Origin of the sequence: Terrabacter terrae, from assembly GCF_039529575.1 — a bacterium.
Taxonomy (GTDB): Bacteria; Actinomycetota; Actinomycetes; order Actinomycetales; family Dermatophilaceae; genus Terrabacter; species Terrabacter terrae.
This window is the reverse complement of record NZ_BAAANB010000001.1, coordinates 941,617-958,878: the sequence shown is the minus strand read 5'-3', so window position 1 is coordinate 958,878 and position 17,262 is coordinate 941,617. Positions and strand designations below refer to the sequence as shown.

Annotated in this window: 15 protein-coding genes; 5 read left to right on the top strand and 10 right to left on the bottom strand. The window is 67.9% G+C overall.

The genetic code is table 11. The annotated features are described in order from the left end of the window. Positions 1-101: 101 nt before the first annotated feature. The 3 genes from ABD194_RS04310 to ABD194_RS04300 are packed head-to-tail and all read left to right on the top strand — an operon-like array spanning position 102 to position 3,607. Entirely contained in the window at positions 102-824 is a 723-nt protein-coding gene (locus tag ABD194_RS04310; RefSeq protein WP_343988060.1) for a succinate dehydrogenase cytochrome b subunit, read from the top strand. A gap of 3 nt (positions 825-827) precedes the next feature. After that, a complete protein-coding gene (locus tag ABD194_RS04305; RefSeq protein WP_343988057.1) occupies positions 828-2,867 on the top strand; it encodes a fumarate reductase/succinate dehydrogenase flavoprotein subunit in 2,040 nt (679 codons plus the stop codon). Further along, on the top strand, positions 2,864-3,607 hold the full coding sequence (locus ABD194_RS04300) for a succinate dehydrogenase/fumarate reductase iron-sulfur subunit (protein ID WP_343988055.1): 744 nt from the start codon (positions 2,864-2,866) through the stop codon (positions 3,605-3,607). The genes ABD194_RS04305 and ABD194_RS04300 overlap by 4 nt, the downstream gene beginning before the upstream one ends. 90 nt (positions 3,608-3,697) lie before the next feature. On the opposite strand, the gene ABD194_RS04295 is transcribed toward ABD194_RS04300, so the two are convergent. Both ABD194_RS04295 and ABD194_RS04290 read right to left on the bottom strand, forming a co-directional pair. Beyond that, positions 3,698-4,864 carry a nucleotide sugar dehydrogenase gene (locus tag ABD194_RS04295; RefSeq protein ID WP_343988052.1) on the bottom strand — a complete coding sequence of 389 codons (1,167 nt, stop codon included), beginning with the start codon at positions 4,862-4,864 and terminating at the stop codon, positions 3,698-3,700. A 57-nt stretch (positions 4,865-4,921) separates the two neighbouring features. Next, a complete protein-coding gene (locus ABD194_RS04290; RefSeq protein ID WP_343988049.1) occupies positions 4,922-5,311 on the bottom strand; it encodes a hypothetical protein in 390 nt (129 codons plus the stop codon). Here ABD194_RS04290 and ABD194_RS04285 point away from each other — a divergent pair. Continuing rightward, positions 5,301-6,461, top strand: coding sequence for a hypothetical protein (locus ABD194_RS04285; RefSeq protein WP_343988046.1), 1,161 nt, complete (start codon positions 5,301-5,303; stop codon positions 6,459-6,461). The genes ABD194_RS04290 and ABD194_RS04285 overlap by 11 nt on opposite strands. Here the strand turns inward: ABD194_RS04285 and ABD194_RS04280 are convergent. From ABD194_RS04280 to ABD194_RS04255, 6 genes are all read right to left on the bottom strand, one after another. Continuing rightward, positions 6,376-7,500 carry a YihY/virulence factor BrkB family protein gene (locus ABD194_RS04280; RefSeq protein WP_343988043.1) on the bottom strand — a complete coding sequence of 375 codons (1,125 nt, stop codon included), beginning with the start codon at positions 7,498-7,500 and terminating at the stop codon, positions 6,376-6,378. The genes ABD194_RS04285 and ABD194_RS04280 overlap by 86 nt on opposite strands. A 2-nt stretch (positions 7,501-7,502) precedes the next feature. After that, the gene (locus ABD194_RS04275) at positions 7,503-8,033 is read right to left on the bottom strand and encodes a 2'-5' RNA ligase family protein (RefSeq protein WP_343988041.1); all 531 of its coding nucleotides are present in this window, start codon (positions 8,031-8,033) and stop codon (positions 7,503-7,505) included. 55 nt (positions 8,034-8,088) lie between these two features. Then, positions 8,089-9,105 (bottom strand): tryptophan--tRNA ligase, encoded by a 1,017-nt coding sequence (trpS, locus tag ABD194_RS04270; protein ID WP_343988039.1) that lies wholly within the window; start codon positions 9,103-9,105, stop codon positions 8,089-8,091. 73 nt (positions 9,106-9,178) lie between these two features. Next, positions 9,179-10,924 (bottom strand): DUF4012 domain-containing protein, encoded by a 1,746-nt coding sequence (locus ABD194_RS04265; RefSeq protein WP_343988036.1) that lies wholly within the window; start codon positions 10,922-10,924, stop codon positions 9,179-9,181. A gap of 51 nt (positions 10,925-10,975) precedes the next feature. Then, entirely contained in the window at positions 10,976-11,554 is a 579-nt protein-coding gene (locus tag ABD194_RS04260; protein WP_343988033.1) for a hypothetical protein, read from the bottom strand. A gap of 179 nt (positions 11,555-11,733) precedes the next feature. Continuing rightward, complete coding sequence (locus ABD194_RS04255; RefSeq protein ID WP_343988030.1) at positions 11,734-12,672, bottom strand: hypothetical protein; 939 nt, start codon at positions 12,670-12,672, stop codon at positions 11,734-11,736. A 133-nt stretch (positions 12,673-12,805) separates the two neighbouring features. On the opposite strand from ABD194_RS04255, the gene ABD194_RS04250 reads away from it, so the two are divergent. Beyond that, entirely contained in the window at positions 12,806-14,386 is a 1,581-nt protein-coding gene (locus ABD194_RS04250) for a tyrosine-protein kinase domain-containing protein (RefSeq protein ID WP_343988027.1), read from the top strand. Between the two features lie 90 nt (positions 14,387-14,476). On the opposite strand, the gene ABD194_RS04245 is transcribed toward ABD194_RS04250, so the two are convergent. Further along, positions 14,477-15,085 (bottom strand): arsenate reductase/protein-tyrosine-phosphatase family protein, encoded by a 609-nt coding sequence (locus ABD194_RS04245; RefSeq protein ID WP_343988024.1) that lies wholly within the window; start codon positions 15,083-15,085, stop codon positions 14,477-14,479. 1,356 nt (positions 15,086-16,441) lie between these two features. Then, a partial coding sequence (locus tag ABD194_RS04240) for an EpsG family protein (protein ID WP_343988021.1) occupies positions 16,442-17,262 on the bottom strand: 821 nt, incomplete at its 5' end.

The following is a 17,262-nucleotide window of genomic DNA, read 5'->3' as shown; positions in this document are numbered from 1 at the left end:
GGTCAGCCTCGTCGATGGTTGGGTGTTGACATTTGTCACAACCGGCCCTCTACCAGTGGGTAGGAATTTGGGTGCGGAAACCGCAGGGATAAAGTGCGCAGGTGGCCACCAACACTCTCCCAGCGACGGGAAACAAGCGACCCGCGTCGGCACGCCGCACCACCGTGTTCATGAAGCTGCTCATGGCCCTCTCGGGTGCGCTCTTCGTGCTCTACGTGCTGATGCACATGTACGGCAACCTCAAGATCTTCGGCGGCGTCCAGGCGTTCGACGAGTACGCCCTGCACCTGCGCACGATCCTCATGCCGATCCTGCCGTTCGGCGGGTTCCTCTGGATCTTCCGCGCCGTGCTCGTCGTCTCGCTCGTCGCCCACGCCTACGCCGCCTTCTGGCTGTGGAGCCGCGCCAACGGCGCCCGCAGCAACCGCTACGTCGCCAAGCAGGCGGCCGTCGCGACAGTGCGCAGCCGGGCGATGCGCTGGGGCGGTGTCGCCCTGCTGCTCTTCCTCGTGTGGCACCTGCTGCAGTTCACGATCCTCAAGATCAACGTCGGCAACGAGGCCGCCGGCGACAGCGCCGGCAAGCTCGTCATCTCGAGCTTCCAGGTCTGGTGGGTCGTCGTCATCTACCTGCTCGCGCTCGTCGCGCTCGGACTGCACCTGTGGCACGGCGTGTGGAGCGGCGCCCAGACCCTCGGCTGGACGAGCAGCACCAAGGCGCGCCGCACCGCCAAGGCCACGGGCCTCGTCATCGCGCTGGTGACCGCCGTGGGCTTCGCGCTCCCGCCGCTCGCCATCCTCTTCGGACTCGTCAAGGGAAGCTGATCCATGACCGACACCCAGGCAGCCACCGCATCGACCCTGGCTCCCGAGGCCCCCGCCGCGCCCGCCGCTCCTGAGGCGCCCGGCGTCGTGCACGGCCTCTACACCGAGGGCTCGCCCCTCGCCGACGCCAAGTCGCCGGCCGGCCCCATCGAGTCGCGCTGGGACAAGCGCAAGTTCGAGGCCGCGCTCGTCAACCCGGCCAACCGCCGCAAGCTCACGGTGATCATGGTCGGCACCGGTCTCGCCGGTGGCGCGGCCGCCGCGACGCTCGGTGAGGCCGGCTACCACGTGAAGTCCTTCTGCTACCAGGACTCCCCGCGCCGGGCGCACTCGATCGCCGCGCAGGGTGGCATCAACGCCGCCAAGAACTACAAGGAGGACGGCGACTCGGTCTACCGCCTCTTCTACGACACCGTGAAGGGCGGCGACTACCGCTCGCGCGAGTCGAACGTCTACCGCCTGGCCGAGGTCAGCGCCAACATCATCGACCAGTGCGTGGCCCAGGGCGTGCCCTTCGCCCGCGAGTACGGCGGCCTGCTCGACAACCGCTCGTTCGGCGGCGTGCAGGTCTCCCGCACGTTCTACGCCCGTGGCCAGACGGGCCAGCAGCTGCTCATCGGCGCCTACCAGGCGCTCGAGCGGCAGGTCGCCGCCGGCACGGTCGAGACGTTCACGCGTCATGAGATGCTCGAGCTGATCGTCGTCGACGGCAAGGCCCGCGGCATCATCGCCCGCGACCTCGTCACCGGCGAGATCGAGACGCACCTCGCCGACGCGGTCGTGCTGGCGAGCGGCGGCTACGGCAACGTCTTCTTCCTGTCGACCAACGCGATGGGCAGCAACGTCACGGCCACCTGGCGCGCGCACCGCAAGGGCGCCTACTTCGCCAACCCGTGCTACACGCAGATCCACCCGACCTGCATCCCCGTGGCCGGCGAGCACCAGAGCAAGCTGACGCTGATGTCGGAGTCGCTGCGCAACGACGGCCGCATCTGGGTGCCGAAGAACGCCGCCGACTGCGACAAGGACCCGCGCGAGATCCCCGAGGAGGACCGCGACTACTACCTGGAGCGGATCTACCCCTCCTTCGGCAACCTCGTGCCCCGCGACATCGCCAGCCGCCAGGCCAAGAACGTCTGCGACGAGGGCCGCGGCGTCGGCCCGAAGGTCGGCGACTTCCGCCGCGGCGTCTACCTCGACTTCACCGACGCGCTGCAGCGCATGAGCGCCGAGGCCGTCGCCGAGAAGTACGGCAACCTGCTCGACATGTACCAGCGGATCACCGGCGAGAACCCCTACGAGGTGCCGATGCGCATCTACCCCGCGGTGCACTACACCATGGGCGGCCTGTGGGTCGACTACGACCTGCAGTCCACGATCCCGGGCCTGTTCGTCGCCGGTGAGGCCAACTTCTCCGACCACGGCGCCAACCGCCTGGGTGCGAGCGCACTCATGCAGGGCCTGGCCGACGGCTACTTCGTCCTGCCGAACACGATCCGCGACTACCTCGCCAAGGGCCCGTTCCCGAAGATCGACGAGTCGCACGAGGCCGTGGCCGAGGCGCGCGCCTCGGTCGACTCCCGCGTCGAGAGGCTGCTGTCGATCAACGGCGACCGCTCGGTCGACTCCTTCCACCGCGAGCTCGGCAACATCATGTGGGAGTACTGCGGCATGGAGCGCTCCGAGGAGGGGCTGCTCAAGGCGATCGACCTCATCCGCGGGCTGCGCGACGAGTTCTGGCGCAACGTCCGGGTGCTCGGCGCCGCCGACACGCTCAACCAGAGCCTCGAGAAGGCCAGCCGCGTGGCCGACTTCCTCGAGCTCGGTGAGCTGATGTGCATCGACGCCCTCCACCGCCGCGAGTCCTGCGGCGGCCACTTCCGCGCCGAGTCCCAGACGGAGGACGGTGAGGCGCTGCGTCACGACGACGAGTTCGCCTACGTCGCCGCCTGGGAGTGGAGCGGCCAGGACGGCACGCCGGTCCTGCACAAGGAAGATCTCGTCTACGAATTCGTCGAGCTGAAGCAGCGGAGCTACAAGTGAATCTGACTCTCAAGATCTGGCGCCAGGCCGGCCCCAAGGCCAAGGGCGACATGGTCACCTACTCGGTCACCGACATCTCCGAGGACATGTCGTTCCTCGAGATGTTGGACATCCTCAACGAGCAGCTCAACGCCCGTGGTGAGGAGCCGATCGCCTTCGACTCCGACTGTCGCGAGGGCATCTGCGGCATGTGCGGCCTGATGATCTCCGGCCGCGCCCACGGCCCCGAGGTCACCACGACGTGCCAGCTGCACATGCGCAGCTTCAGCGACGGCGACGAGATCACCGTCGAGCCGTGGCGTGCCGACGCGTTCCCGGTCATCAAGGACCTCGTCGTCGACCGCTCGGCGTTCGACCGGATCATCCAGGCCGGCGGCTTCATCAGCGCCAACACGGGTGCCGCCCCCGAGGCGCACTCCGTGCCGGTGCCCAAGCCGAACGCTGACCGCTCGTTCATGGCGGCCGCGTGCATCAGCTGCGGCGCCTGCGTCGCGGCGTGCCCCAACGCCTCGGCGATGCTCTTCACCGGCGCGAAGATCACGCACCTCGGCGAGCTCCCCCAGGGTCAGCCGGAGCGCGAGGCCCGGGTCGTCAACATGCTCAACCAGCACGACCACGAGGGCTTCGGCGGCTGCACCAACATCGGCGCCTGCTCCGAGGCGTGCCCCAAGGAGATCCCGCTCGACGTGATCAGCCAGCTCAACCGAGACCTGCGCACGGCGCTGATGCACGGCGAGTGACGCCGCTGCCGCGAGGCAAAGCACAGCATCCAAAAGACGAACCCGCCCTGGCCAGCCAGGGCGGGTTCGTCTGTTGCGCAGGGACTCTGCTCAGTCGCGACCGTAGATGTCGCGCGTGTACACCTTGTCGCGCACGGTCTCCAGCTCCTCGGCGTGCCGGTTGGCGACGATGACGTCGGCCACCGACATGAACTCGTCGAGGTCGCGGATCACGCGCGAGTGGTAGAACGCGTCGTCGTCGAGGGACGGCTCGTAGACGACGACCTCGATGCCCTTGGCCTTGATCCGCTTCATGATCCCCTGGATGCTCGAGGACCGGAAGTTGTCGGAGCCGGACTTCATGACGAGCCGGTACATCCCGACGACCTTGGGGTCGCGCGCCAGGATGTCGGTCGCGATGAAGTCCTTGCGGGTCGTGTTGGACTCGACGATCGCGTGGATGAGGTTCTGCGGCACCTGGTCGTAGTTGGCGAGCAGCTGCCGGGTGTCCTTGGGTAGGCAGTAGCCGCCGTAGCCGAACGACGGGTTGTTGTAGTGCGAGCCGATGCGCGGGTCCAGCCCCACGCCCTCGATGATGGAGCGCGTGTCGAGGCCGTGGGTGGCCGCGTAGGTGTCGAGCTCGTTGAAGTAGGCGACCCGCATCGCGAGGTAGGTGTTGGCGAAGAGCTTGATCGCCTCGGCCTCCGTGGCCTCCGTGAAGAGGACCGGCACGTCGCCGTCCTCGGCGCCCTCGAGCAGCAGTGCCGCGAACTCCTTCGCCTCGGACCCGGTGTCGCCGACGACGATGCGGCTCGGGTGCAGGTTGTCCCAGAGGGCCCGTCCCTCCCGGAGGAACTCCGGCGAGAAGACGATGCGCAGGTCGGGGTGCGCCTGCCGCACGCGCTCGGTGAAGCCGACCGGGATCGTGGACTTGATGATGACCGTCGACTGCGGAGCGTGGCGTGCCACATCGTCGATGACCTGCTCGACCGACGTGGTGTTGAAGTGCATCGTGTCGGGGTCGTAGTCGGTCGGAGTCGCGATGACGACGAACGACGTGCCGGCATACGCGTCCTGCTGGTCAGTCGTGGCCCGCAGGTCGAGACCGCCGCGCTCGAGGAACGCCTCGAGGTCGGCATCGATGATCGGCGATCGGCCGGCGTTGACCAGCTCCGCCCGAGAGGCGTCCACCTCGAGGGCGACGACCTCGTTGTGCTGGGCGAGGATGGCGGCATTGGACAGGCCCACGTAACCGAGGCCCACGACAGTGATCTTCACATCGTCACCCTAACGGCGGTCGCGTTCCCGGCGTTTCGGACACCAGCGAACGGGCGGTTAGTCTGTCCCGGCGATGACGCCTGCGGAGCCCTCCCGACGGCGCCCGTGGGCGATCCCCGCCGCGGGCGCGCGCCTCGCCGCGCTCTCGCTGGCCCTCGTCACACCGATCACGTATGCCGTGTCGCCCGCCTCCGCGACGAGCACGCCCAGCGCCGTGCCCGGGAGTGCACCCTTCGCGGCTCCGTCGTGCAGACCGTGGCAGGCGGCGGTGACGGTCGGGCCCGGCGTGACGCTGAAACCGCGGGTCTTCCCCTCCGACGAGACGCCGACAGCCGCCGCAACGAGTGCTCCCCCGACGAAACGAACAGGGCCGACGGCCAAGCCCCGGACGACCAGGCCGACGAAGCCGAAGCCACCGGTGGTCGTCTGCCAGGCCGTGCCTCCCACGCCCTTCACTCATGCCGCCTGGGACCCGGCCACGGTCGTCGGCGGGTCGAGCCTTGGCGACGACGGCGTCATCACCGACCGGCCGGCCACCGTGCCGGCGCCACCCGAGGTCTACGACGTCTCCTACGTCGTCGCCGACCTCGGCACCGGCGAGATCCTCGCCGCCAAGTCGCCACACGCGTGGCTGCGCCCGGCGAGCACCCTGAAGACCCTCACGGCCCTGACGCTGATGCCGCATCTCGACCCGAAGCGCGTGGTCGTCGCGGGCCAGGACGCGCAGGACGCGGCCGGCTCACGCGTCGGCATCCTCGCGGGCAACCGCTACCCGGTCGGCAGCCTCTTCGACGCGATGCTGATGTTCTCGGCCAACGACGCGGTCTACGCCCTGGCCGACGCGGCGGGCGGCTACCAGCGGACGGTCTCCCTCATGAACGAGGAGGCCGCGCGCATCGGCGCCCATGACACCCTCACCGTCGACCCGAGCGGCCTCGACGACGGCACGCAGCGCTCGAGCGCCTACGACCTGGCCCTCATCGGCCGTGACGCCATGCGGCTGCCCGCCTTCCGCTCCACCATCGTCAAGCGCGACGCGGTCTTCCCGGGCGGGAAGGACAAGCACGGCAAGTCGTGGCCCGCCTTCCACGTCTACAACATCAACGAGCTGCTGACGCACTATCCCGGCGCGATCGGGATCAAGCCCGGACGCACGGACCGTGCGCAGCACACCTTCATCGGTGCGGCTACGCGCCGCGGTCGCAGCCTTGTCGTCAGCCAGATGGGCAGCGTCACCGGCTCGTGGAAGCCCACCGCGGCCCTGCTCGACTGGGGCTTCGCGTATGCGGACCAGGTGACCCCCGTCGGTCGCCTCGTCGAGCCGGGCGAGGCGCCGACGCCGACTGCCGTCGCGCTCCCCCAGCTGCCCACCCCGGGCGCCGTCCCCACCACGGCCGCGCGCGAGCAGGCCGTCGGCGCGCCGTCGGGAACACCGGCTGCGCCGGCCGGGAGCGAGTCGACGGACTACCGGCGGTCGGCGCTCCTCGTGCCTGCTGCCTCGGGGGCCGCCGTCACCGCGGCGATCGTCGCGTTCGCCGTCCGGCGGCGACGGCCAGGGCTGCGGCGGCGCCGAGGACGGCACCTGCCGCCACGCTGACGCGGTCGGCGGACCGGGACGGACCGGGCCGGTCGTGATCGGTGCGCGCAGTGGCGACGGGCGCGGCGGCATACGGGATGAAGGACGTATCGGCATCGGCTGGCAGCGGTGCGACGAAGGCAGGTCGCAGCGCGAGGGAGAAGGCGGACCGCTTGGTGTCGTCACCGAGCCGGTGCAGGTCGACGTCGCCTGCGGTCCACGCCGCCGAGAGCAGGATCACCCTGGACATGAGGTTGAGCCAGAAGAGCAGGCCGACCGCCACAGCGACGGCGCCGAGCAGCGGGTTGCCGGTCGCGTGGCCGATGAGGAAGCCGCCGAAGAGCTTGAGGAGCGTGAGGACCACCGCGCCGAGTGCAGCGCCCTGACGCACGTCGCGCATCGGCAGTGGCGCGCCCGAGAGCATGCGCAGCAGCACGACGAGGATGAGCGTGTCGAAGACGATGCCGACCACGAGCCCCGCGAGGCCGACGAGCAGGCCGCTGCCAGGAAGACCGATCCAGCCGGCCACGTGCTGCGCGATCCCGCCGACGATGCTGGTGACGATCGCCGACACGGCGATGGCCAGACCCATGGTGACGAGGACGAAGAGGTCCCGGGCCTTGGTGCGCACGACGTTGCCGGTCGAGGCCTCCAGCCGGAAGATCCCACGGATGCCCGTGCGCAACGCGCCGACCCAACCGAGACCGGCGAGCAGCAGGGTGACGAACGAGATGATGCCGGTCAGGGTCAGCGTGAGGCTGGTCGGCGCCTGGACGCTGATGATGCCGTCCGGGTTGTCGGGGGTCTTCACCATCCCGGGGAGCGTGCTGTTGAGCGAGTCGGCGATCGTCGTCACGAGCTCCGGACGGCCCTGTAGCACGAAGCCGAAGATGGCGAAGGCCAGCGCAAGGGCCGGGAAGATGGAGAAGAAGGCGAAGTAGCCGACGCCGGCGGCCAGCAGGTCGCCGTTCGCCTCGCCGTAGCGGGTCCAGGCGCGATAGGCGCGGGTCGCCTTGAGCCACGTCAGGATCCGGTCGAGACGCGAGCGCAGCGACGGCACCGTCAGCCCTCGGAGAGGGCGTACTCGTGCACGGGACGCCAGACGCCGTCGTCGCCGAGCTCGTAGAGGTGGAAGGAGCCGACCTTGAAGGCGACGGAGTAGTCGGCGAGGTCGTCGAAGGCCTTGTCGAGGGCGTCGGCCGGCACGTTGTGGGCGACCGTCACGTGCGGGTGGTAGTAGAAGTCGAGGTCGCGGTGGATCGGTCCGGAGCGCAGCGCCACCTCGAGCGCCTCGCAGTTGGAGACGCCCTGGGCCACCTGGATGAACACGACGTCGGACAGCGGACGGAAGGTGCCGGTGCCGCGCAGCACGACGGAGAAGGAGGCCTGCACGGCGGCGACGGCGGCGCAGTGGCTGCGGAAGGCGGCATACGCCTCCTCGTCCACCTCGGTGGGCGGCAGCAGGGTGATGTGCGCGGGGATCTGCCAGGCTGCCGGGTCACCGAAGTCGTCACGACGCTGCTGCAGGTACTCGCCGTGCGGGGCCGGGATGGGGATCGAGACGCCGATCGTCGTCGGGCGCGCAACACTCACGCCCTCGACGGTACCGAACCGGTCGAGTGCTGGCTCCGTCGGGCCGTTCACGTGCTCAGGCGCGCCGGAGCGAGCTGAGCAGGCCCACCTTGTCGAAGACGCGGCGGACCGTCGCCTCGGCGACGGCACGGGCGCGCTCGGCCCCGTCCTCGAGAATGCGGTCGAGCTCGGCGGGGTCGGCCATCAGCTCGAGCGTGCGGGTGCGGAAGGGGGTGACGGCCTCGACGACGACCTCCGCGACGTCCTTCTTGAGGTCGCCGTAGCCCTTGCCGGCGTACTGCTCCTCGAGGATCGCGACCGGGGTGCCCGACAGCGCCGAGTGGATCGAGAGCAGGTTGGACACGCCCGGCTTGTTGTCCTCGTCGAAGCGGATCTCGCGCTCGGTGTCGGTGACGGCCGAGCGGATCTTCTTGGCGATGCGGTTTGGCTCGTCGAGCAGGCTGACGAGCCCGGCGTCCGAGGCCGCCGACTTGCTCATCTTGGCTGTCGGCTCCTGCAGGTCTTGGATCTTGGCCGTCGCCTTCATGATGTGCGGCTCTGGCACGACGAGGGTCTCGCCGAAGCGCTGGTTGAAGCGGCCGGCGAGGTCGCGGGAGAGCTCGAGGTGCTGGCGCTGGTCCTCCCCCACCGGCACGACGTTGGCGTCGTAGATGAGGATGTCGGCGGCCTGGAGCACCGGGTAGGTGAAGAGGCCGACGTTGGTGTTGGTGCCCTTGGCCGACTTGTCCTTGAACTGCGTCATGCGGCTCGCCTCACCGAACCCAGTCAGCGTGCCGAGCACCCAGTAGAGCTCGGTGTGCTGGGCGATGTGGCTCTGCACGAAGAGGGTCGAACGCGTCGGGTCGACGCCGCCTGCGATGTACTGCGCCGCCGTGATGCGGGTGCGCTGGCGCAGCACCTCGGGGTCGGGGGCGACGGTCAGGGCGTGCAGGTCGGCGACGAAGTAGAAGGCGTCGTGCGTCTCCTGCAGGCGCACCCACTCGACCAGCGCGCCGATGTAGTTGCCGAGGTGCAGCGAGTCGCTCGTCGGCTGCATTCCGGACAGGCTGCGGGGCGCGTGGTTCGAAGGCATGCGTGCATTCTGGCCCATGTCGGGTGGCGAGCCGAAACCGCCTCGGTGGTCGGCGCAGCCGCGCGCACAGCGCTCAGGGTGCAGGCGTCGCCGACGGAGTCCGGCACGGCTTGCGTTCGATCCGGGTGACCTGCGGGAGCACGAGCGGCTGCACGAGCGTGGTCACCGGTTCGTCGGCCGTGGGCGGTTCCTCGATCTTGAGGACGAGCGTCCGGCTGGCCTGCGGCGGGATCGTGACGCTCGTGGTGAAGACAGGCCGTCCCCGCTCAACGCCGCTCGACAGGAAAGTCGGCTTGCCGTCGAGCGTGGGGTGGGTGAAGGTGGCACCCTTGGTGGCGTAGTAGGAGACGAGCAGCTTGCTGGTCGCCCACGGCAGCTGACCGCCGTTGCCTGCCACGTACGCGTTGAGCCCCTTCTTCGGCGCCCCGTTCGTCAGCTTGATCGTGACGGTCGAGATGCGTCGAGCATCGCCGCACGCCGGGGGCGAGTAGGTGACCTGGCGCTGGAGGTAGTAGTCGAGCTTGTTGGCCGCGGCGTTGTTGACGATGACGCCGGCGAAGATGCCCTTGGTGTCGCTGAGCAGACCGGCCACCGGATGGGCCGCCAGCACCCGCTGCTCCGGCTGGTGGGTGCTGTAAACCAACAGGCGGCGCTCGCCGATCGCAGAGCCCATCGCCTTCGCCAGCTCGGTGGCACGAGCGGGACCCCTGCCCAACACGTCCTTGGCGACGGCCTTGGCAATCTCCACGAGGTAGAGCTTGCGGGCCTCCGCCTGCCCGGCGAACCGCGCGTAGACGTCCTTCAGCGACAGTGACACGACATTCTCCGCGGTGACGGGCGTGCCGTCCGGCAGCTGCGTCGGCCCCGTCACCTTGAGCAGCCTCCCCAGAGCCGCTGGGTCGGTCACGATGGCGCCGTCGAGCCGCTCGCCGGTCTTGGCCTGCCAGTAGCGCAGCAGCAGCTCGCCTGCGTAGGGGAAGTGCGGGCTCGCCGTGGCGTTCACGAAGGTCTGGCCCACACCGGCGCCTTGCTGCTGGGCCAGGAAGTCGGGGTCGAGCCCAGCCGTGGAGATGCGGAGACCGTCAAAGTCACCGTCGGTGCCGAAGCGGTCGAAGCTCAGCTTGCCGTTGTCCGCGCGGACGATGGCATATGCGCCCACCATGCCGCCGAGGCCCCGCGACTCTGCATTGTTCTGGAAGGCCATGAAGTAGCGCCTCGGCCCTTGTGCGCCGAGCATCGACGGAAGGACGTCGACGACGTCATTTACGTCGTGCAACTGGGACGAGAGGTCACTCACCTGGGACACGAGTTCGGTGCGGGCAGTCTCGAGGGGTCCGACGCTGCTGTCGGGGAGCGCGCGCACGTCACGGAGGATCGTGTCAGCCGCAGTCGCCGCGCGGGCGAGCGGCTGCTGCGCGGCCTGGAAGGGCGCCAGCCGGATGGTGCCGTGGCCGGCCTGCAGGTTGCCGCCCAGCAGCGATCGCTGCACCGTGCGGAGATCGGGCAGCACCCGGGTGGCGAGGTCGTCCACCGCAGCCGCGGCGCCGCGCACTGTCTCGAACGGGCCACGAAGCCACGGGAGCAGGGTTGGGGGTGCCCAGACCGGACCGTCCGTCAGGGACCGTGCTGCTGCCGCCTCACGTTGCACGACTGCCAGGGTCGAGTCGATCCGCGCCGCAGGGATGTGCTTGTCGACGAGCTCGGTCCGCAGCGACTGGACAGCAGTCCGGGCGTCACGCAGGTGCCGGTTGACGAGGAAACCCGTGACGGCCAGGGCGACGCCGTAGGCCAGCAAAGCGATCGCGAAAACGACGAACACCGCGCGCCAGCGGCGTCGCGGTGTTCGTCGTCGGTGCGAAGAGGGCACCTATCAGATCGCGGGGTTGACGGTCTTGCGGCGGCGCGAGGCCACCATGAGAAGGCCACCAGCGGCGACGAGGGCGGCACCCCCACCGATGAGACCGCCGACGTTCGAGCCGGTCACCGGGAGGCCGGTGCCGTTGCCGCCGTTGTTGCTGCCGGCGCCGGCGCCCGCACCGTTGCCGTTCCCGTTGCCGTTGCCGGCTCCGGTGACGGTGAAGTACGTGCGCTTGATGGCGCCGGAGGACAGACCCGTCAGAGTGAAGGAGTGCCGACCCGGCTTGAGGCTCGTCGGAACCGTGAACGTGCCCGTGACGACACCGGACGAGTTGGCCTTGTAGGTGCCCACCTTGATCGGCGTCGAGCGGACGACACCTTCAGCCGTCTCACCGGGCGTGTAGCCATCGGCCTGGAACGACACGGGCTCGCCCGGGCGCACGGCGTTGTCGCTGAGCTCAACCTGGCACTGCGAGGCCGGGTAGCCACCCTGGCACTCTGCGGCATTGGCAGCAGTGGCACCAACTACGGCTCCACCAGCCATGATCGCCGACAGGCTGAGAACGGCGAGAGTTGCTCTGGTGTTGCGCATAACTGGATCCCCTAAGTCTTTGTGGCCTCTGTGGCGAGGCTGACTCTAACCCAAAAGACAGGGCTTGTCGCTTTTGCCCGACCCGTGGTCGTTACACGTTGATGAACCTTTGGCCAAGCGCGGACCGCAATGGGTAGACAAGGCTGGCGCTTCCCCTGGGATTCACGCAACCCGACCGGTCAGGCCGTTGCCGACCACTTCCCCAGATCGGCAGCGGAGCGCCACCTCGCGTCCCCGATGGCCATCCATCCGCCTGCCGCGACAATGCTGAGCGACACCCGGCCCTCGGCGTTCTGGAGAGACGTGTTGATGCAGGCCACGCTCACGGATGCGTCGGCGGAGACCTTCGCGACGTCGATGCCTCTGCATTCGTCGCTAACGCGCGCCACGTAGAGCGTTGGCGTGCCGTCCTCAGTGCGCGCGGAGACGGACAGGGCACCGTTGACTGTCGTGGTCGTGCTCCAGCGCGAGCCGCCATCGGTGGACCCGACGACCCGCCCGTCGCCGCACAAGACCACGGCACGGGTGGCGCTGACTCGGGCTAGGTCGATGACCGGGGTGGCGCCGCAGGGGCGGGCGTCCTGCCGCCCCGGAGTGATGACGACAAGTGGCTGCCGGCCGCCCGGGACTCGTGACCAGCCGCCGTCGATGTTTTTAGGGCCGGTCCAACTCTGCGCGCCGTTCTTGGTGTCGTACTCCCCCGCCGAGCAAGCAACACCGGCGCCGATGACGAAACCTCGCTGGCCAGCGAGAGGCTGGACTCGTGCCAGAGCCCGCGCCGGCGCGACCCTGGCTGTCCAGGTGCGGCCCCCGTCGTCGGTGACACTGAGGGTGGCACTTTCGTCGCGGCAGTTGCCGACTGTGGCGCGCCAGGCTCGCTTGCCGTCAGCCGCCGCGATGAGCTCCCGGACCGGCGCGACCTTGAAGGTGTTGGTGGGCGTCGGCGCTGGCGTCGACGGCGAGCTCGCGGAGACGACGCGGACGGGGACCGCTGCGGCCGCGTCCGCAGCCGCCGGGCGCAAGGCAAGGGCGACAAGGAGCACGTCGGCCACGATGAGCGCCAGCAGTCCCCCGAAAGCAAGCCGGCCCAAGGCCCTTTCCGACATCCACCTGATCACGGCGGCCACTCTACGGACCCGGCGGGCTGGAGCGGCGGAGGTGGTGTGGTCGGCACTAGGATGTCGACAGGTCGGATTTGTCCGACTGGAGTCGTGTGCCCAGGGCGCGGCCGACAGGGAAAGACGATCTCGGGTGGAACTGCAGGACTATCTCAACGTCATCCGCAAGCGCTGGATGATCATCGCGGCCGTCGCTCTGGTGACCCTCGGTCTCGCCGCCGCCTACACGGCGCTGACACCCCGGACGTATGCCGCGACCACCGAGTTCTTCGTGCGCACCTCGGGTGACGACACCACCTCCGCCCTTCAACAGGGCAACACCTTCACGCAGGCTCGCGTGAAGACCTACTCCCAAGCCCTCGAGACCGACCGAGTCCTGGACCCCGTCATCCAGCAGGTCGGGATGAGCACCACCTGGCAGAAGCTTGCTGATCAGGTGACCGCCACCGTTCCGTTGGACACGGTTCTGATCGACGTCACAGTCACGGATCGCTCCGCCGCCAATGCCCAGCGCATCGCCGCGGCCATCTCCGACGTCTTCCCGAAGCAGATCCGGGAGCTCGAGAGCACGGGCACCCAAGCGAGCCCAATCACGGTAAAGGTGCTCAAGACGGCCGAGGCCGACCCAGACCCAGTCAGTCCTAAGCCCGTCCGAAACCTCGCCCTTGGACTCGTTCTCGGCCTGCTGCTCGGCTTCGGTCTCGCCCTCCTCCGCGACGTGCTGGACAAGTCCGTCAAGTCACAGCATGACCTCGAGGCGGTCACCGACCGCACCATTCTAGGCGGCATCGCTTTCGACGCCGACGCAGCTCAGCACCCACTCATCGTGCAGGTCGACCCGCGCTCCCAGCGGGCCGAGGCTTTCCGCTCACTGCGCACCAACCTGCAGTTCATCGACGTGGCCAACCCCCCGAAATCGATCGTCGTCACCTCCTCACTCCCGGGTGAAGGCAAGTCCACGACCGCCGCGAACCTCGCTCTCAGCCTCGCCGAGACGGGCCTCAAGGTCGTCGTCATCGAGGGCGACCTGCGGCGTCCGCGGCTGCTGGACTACCTCGGCTTCGAGGGATCCGTAGGCCTGACCGACGTGCTCGTCGGCCGTGTCGAGGTGGACGACGTGCTCCAGCCGTTCGGCCGCACGGGGTTGCGCCTGCTCGGCGCCGGTCCCATCCCGCCCAACCCGAGCGAGTTGCTCGGCTCAGCGAACATGGAGCAGCTCGTCCAGGACCTGGCTGAGCGTTTCGACTACGTCATCATCGATGCCCCACCGCTGCTACCGGTCACGGATGCTGCCGTGCTCACCACCATCGTCGACGGCGCCATCGTCATCGTTGGCGCCGGCCTAGCCGAGCGCGACCACGTGAGCAGGGCGCTCGAGTCGTTGGACGCCGTCAATGGCAACGTGCTCGGCCTGATCCTGAACCGGGTCAAAGCCAAGGATGGTGGAAACGGCTACGGCACCTATGATTACGCCTACCGGCCCGAGAGCGAGCGCCAGCGCGCCAAGGGCCGGTCCGTTCGGAGCCGCCGTCGCGTCGTAGCGTCCGAGGAGAACCTCGCCCCCGTGACTCCTCGCCCAGTCAGGGCTGGCGCCAGCTCCGAGGACCAGGCAACCGCTCCTGCCTCTGGCGCGATGCCCCCGCGGACAACGACGTCTGGGCAAGCGCCTCAGAGCCAGACTGCCTTTCCGTCAGAGGACTCGATCTTCCACTGAAAGGCACGCAGCCCATCATGCCTGCACCTCGCAACGCCCCTGACCTATTCGGTCAGGGGCGTTGCGCTTCGTGGGTAGCAGAGGTGCTCTTCAGAGACGGGCAGCGGCCTGTGGCAAGCCGGCGACCGCGCTGATAGCCGCAACAATGACTTGGAGCTGCTCCTCAATCCGGTCGAACGCCTCAGAGTGCAGCCGCTCTGAGCCCCCGTAGGGGTCGACGACATCGACCTCCAAGACGTCCCTCGGAGCGACGGTGCCCCGCGCCGCAGCAGCCTCGGCAACCACCTGCGGGAGCCACGGCTCAGCCGCCGAGACGGGACGCCAACTGTCCGATGCACGACACAGCTCGGCGAAGTCTCCGAGCGCGAAGGCCCGACGCAGGGCCGCTGGGTGGAGCCGCGCGACCGCACCGCGGTGTGCCCGTGTCATCGTCAGCACTAGTGCGGACTCGGCGACCAACTGCGGGATTACGGCTCGCGCGGCGAAGCCCGTCACGTCAGCACCGCTACGGGTCAGCGCCTCTCTCGTGGCCGGCTCGATGTCGGAGCCGACGAGGGCGCCGGTACCCGCACTGACGATCGCGACGCCAGCGTCCGGCAGCAACTGGCGCAGCCTCCTCTCCGCATATGGCGACCGGCAGACGTTGCCGGTGCAGACGAAGAGGATCCCATTGCTGGGAGAGGTGTCGCCGAGCATCATTCCCCCGTTTCCTCTCGGCGTGGTCAGATACGACCGATCCTATTTGCCTTGCCTGTGCTCATCTGAGGAATCATAAGTTCTGATCGCTTTGACCTGATTCGGGCGGGCAGGTGGCAAGATCATGATCAGTGTCACTGTTGGCGCATGACCTGGCGGCCATGCACAATAGTCGCAGTCGGCGTCCGCATTTTGCCGCTCCGGCACGTTGCCTCCGTCAAAGCTCCGAGCCCTGGCAATCATCGACTTGGCCTAGGTCGGTTCCGGGTCGACGTGCCATTCCACGCCATATCAGCAGCATGAACAGGTCCGCACGTGCGCCTCAAAGCGAGTGGCATATGCCAGATCGGCCCGAGCGGCGCGAAACGGCGTCCGCCTCGGCTGAGTACGTGGCCACGACGTCGGCCCCCGGCCCGTAGGCCGGCTGGCGACGGGGCCGGTGAGTCTCGCAGATCCTCGCTGTCCGACTTGATCAGGCCAATGACGGCGGGCTCGGCACCAACCGCCCACCTGCTATCCCAGCCCTCAACTGGACAGCGTGGCCTTGGTGCGCATGTTGATCGAGTCGACACATCAAGCAGGAACGTCACAGACTGGCCGTCCCGGCTCACCCATTCGTCGAATGAGATCTTCGTGTCGAGAACTGGGTCGGCGGCGCCCTCGGCGCGCGGAGGTGGGTAACTCACCAGCTGTCGCGGGATAGCGGCTTCGGTGCGTATACCTCTCGGCAAGGAGGCGGACAAACTCACGGCGCTCGCGGTCGTCCGGAAAGGCAGTAAACCACGAGGTCGGGGCGCGGCGGGTCTTGGACGGCATCCTGCTCACGACTACTCCGGCTTCCACACGACGATGCCGTCGACTCCGGCTGTCGGGAAGCGGTTGGCCATGGCCTGCGCGGGTGCCAACTTGGACCGCCGACTTGCCAGTAACGACGAGCAGCCCCCAGGGGCGGGAGCGTGACGTTGACGATAATGCGTCGACCGCCGACCAGACGAGGGGCATGTCCGCCCGTAGCTGCCGCCGCTCTCCCGGTGCCCACGGCGACGCAGTTCAAGAGGGCGCCAGCGAGCTTCGACCCGTCCGTGCTGAAGCTAAGCAGTCCGGACGCGACGCCTCGGCTCCGCAGCGGCTCGAGCCCCGACTGTCGAAACGACGGGACCCCAGGCGACAACCGGGCGACCCTACCCGGATCGATGACCAAAGACGGATACTGCATGGCGCAGCCTGGATTCACTAAGTCGAGCCCTCTGTGGCGGTTCCAAATGCTCAGCGGCCGCACCCAGTTCAGTTCCGTGCTTCGACGTCGAAAGCGAAACACTCCTCATCCTACGATGAGGCAAAGCCAACCGCTTCCTAAGCTCACCCAAAAGGCCCCATGGCAAAGCCACCTACCAGCACAGCCAGGGCCGACGCAGTTGCCGTCGCCACCCATCGATGCTCAAATCGCCTGTCCAGTGGGTACCATACCAACAACGGCGCGAGAAACCAAGAATAAGAGGCGAGTCGATCCGAATACGCGACGAACCCAAGTGCCAAGTAGAACGTATTGAAGATCAGGAAGACCACCAATAGGCGCCCGTAAATGGCGTCGTTCGCAACCACCTTCAACCCGATGAGGCCAACTACACCAACCGCCGCCCCAACCAACATGAATTTCATGCGGTTGCCGGCAGAGCCATATTGTTCGTAAGCCAGGGAAGATAGATAATAGTCGGCCTTCGGTATATACGGAATCACACCACCGACGACCAACTCCTGCACACCCAACATGAACCCAACCACGCCCGCCAACCAGGCCAATACTGCCGTCTTGATAGGAACGTTCTTGACGGTTAGAAGTAGCAGCGCCAGACTGAAAGGTATTGCCGACCAATGCAGAGATGCAGCAGCGGCGAGTGCAAGCCATAGCCAAAGAGACCGTTCACCTCGCACCACATAAGAAACAGCAACAAAGAGGCATGTGACAGCCAAGCCCTGCCGGATGACTACACTGCTATAAGACAGAAACAATCCGGAAGAGATCAGTGAAACCCATGCCATAACCGCGCCCCAAGGTGACAGCATGCGCCTGAAAGCTACGATAGTCCCCGCGGCCATGAGCAGACCGACCACTGAATATAAGGTGAACTCGCCGGGTGGTACCATTTTAGCAGCGAGCCACAGGAAACTAGCGAATCCCG

Coding starts and splice junctions, on each gene's coding strand:
- ABD194_RS04305 (WP_343988057.1), top strand. CDS start 828: ATGACCGACACCCAGGCAGCCACCGCATCGACCCTGGCTCCCGAGGCC.
- trpS (WP_343988039.1), bottom strand. CDS start 9,105: ATGCCTTCGAACCACGCGCCCCGCAGCCTGTCCGGAATGCAGCCGACG.
- ABD194_RS04260 (WP_343988033.1), bottom strand. CDS start 11,554: ATGCGCAACACCAGAGCAACTCTCGCCGTTCTCAGCCTGTCGGCGATC.
- ABD194_RS04245 (WP_343988024.1), bottom strand. CDS start 15,085: ATGATGCTCGGCGACACCTCTCCCAGCAATGGGATCCTCTTCGTCTGC.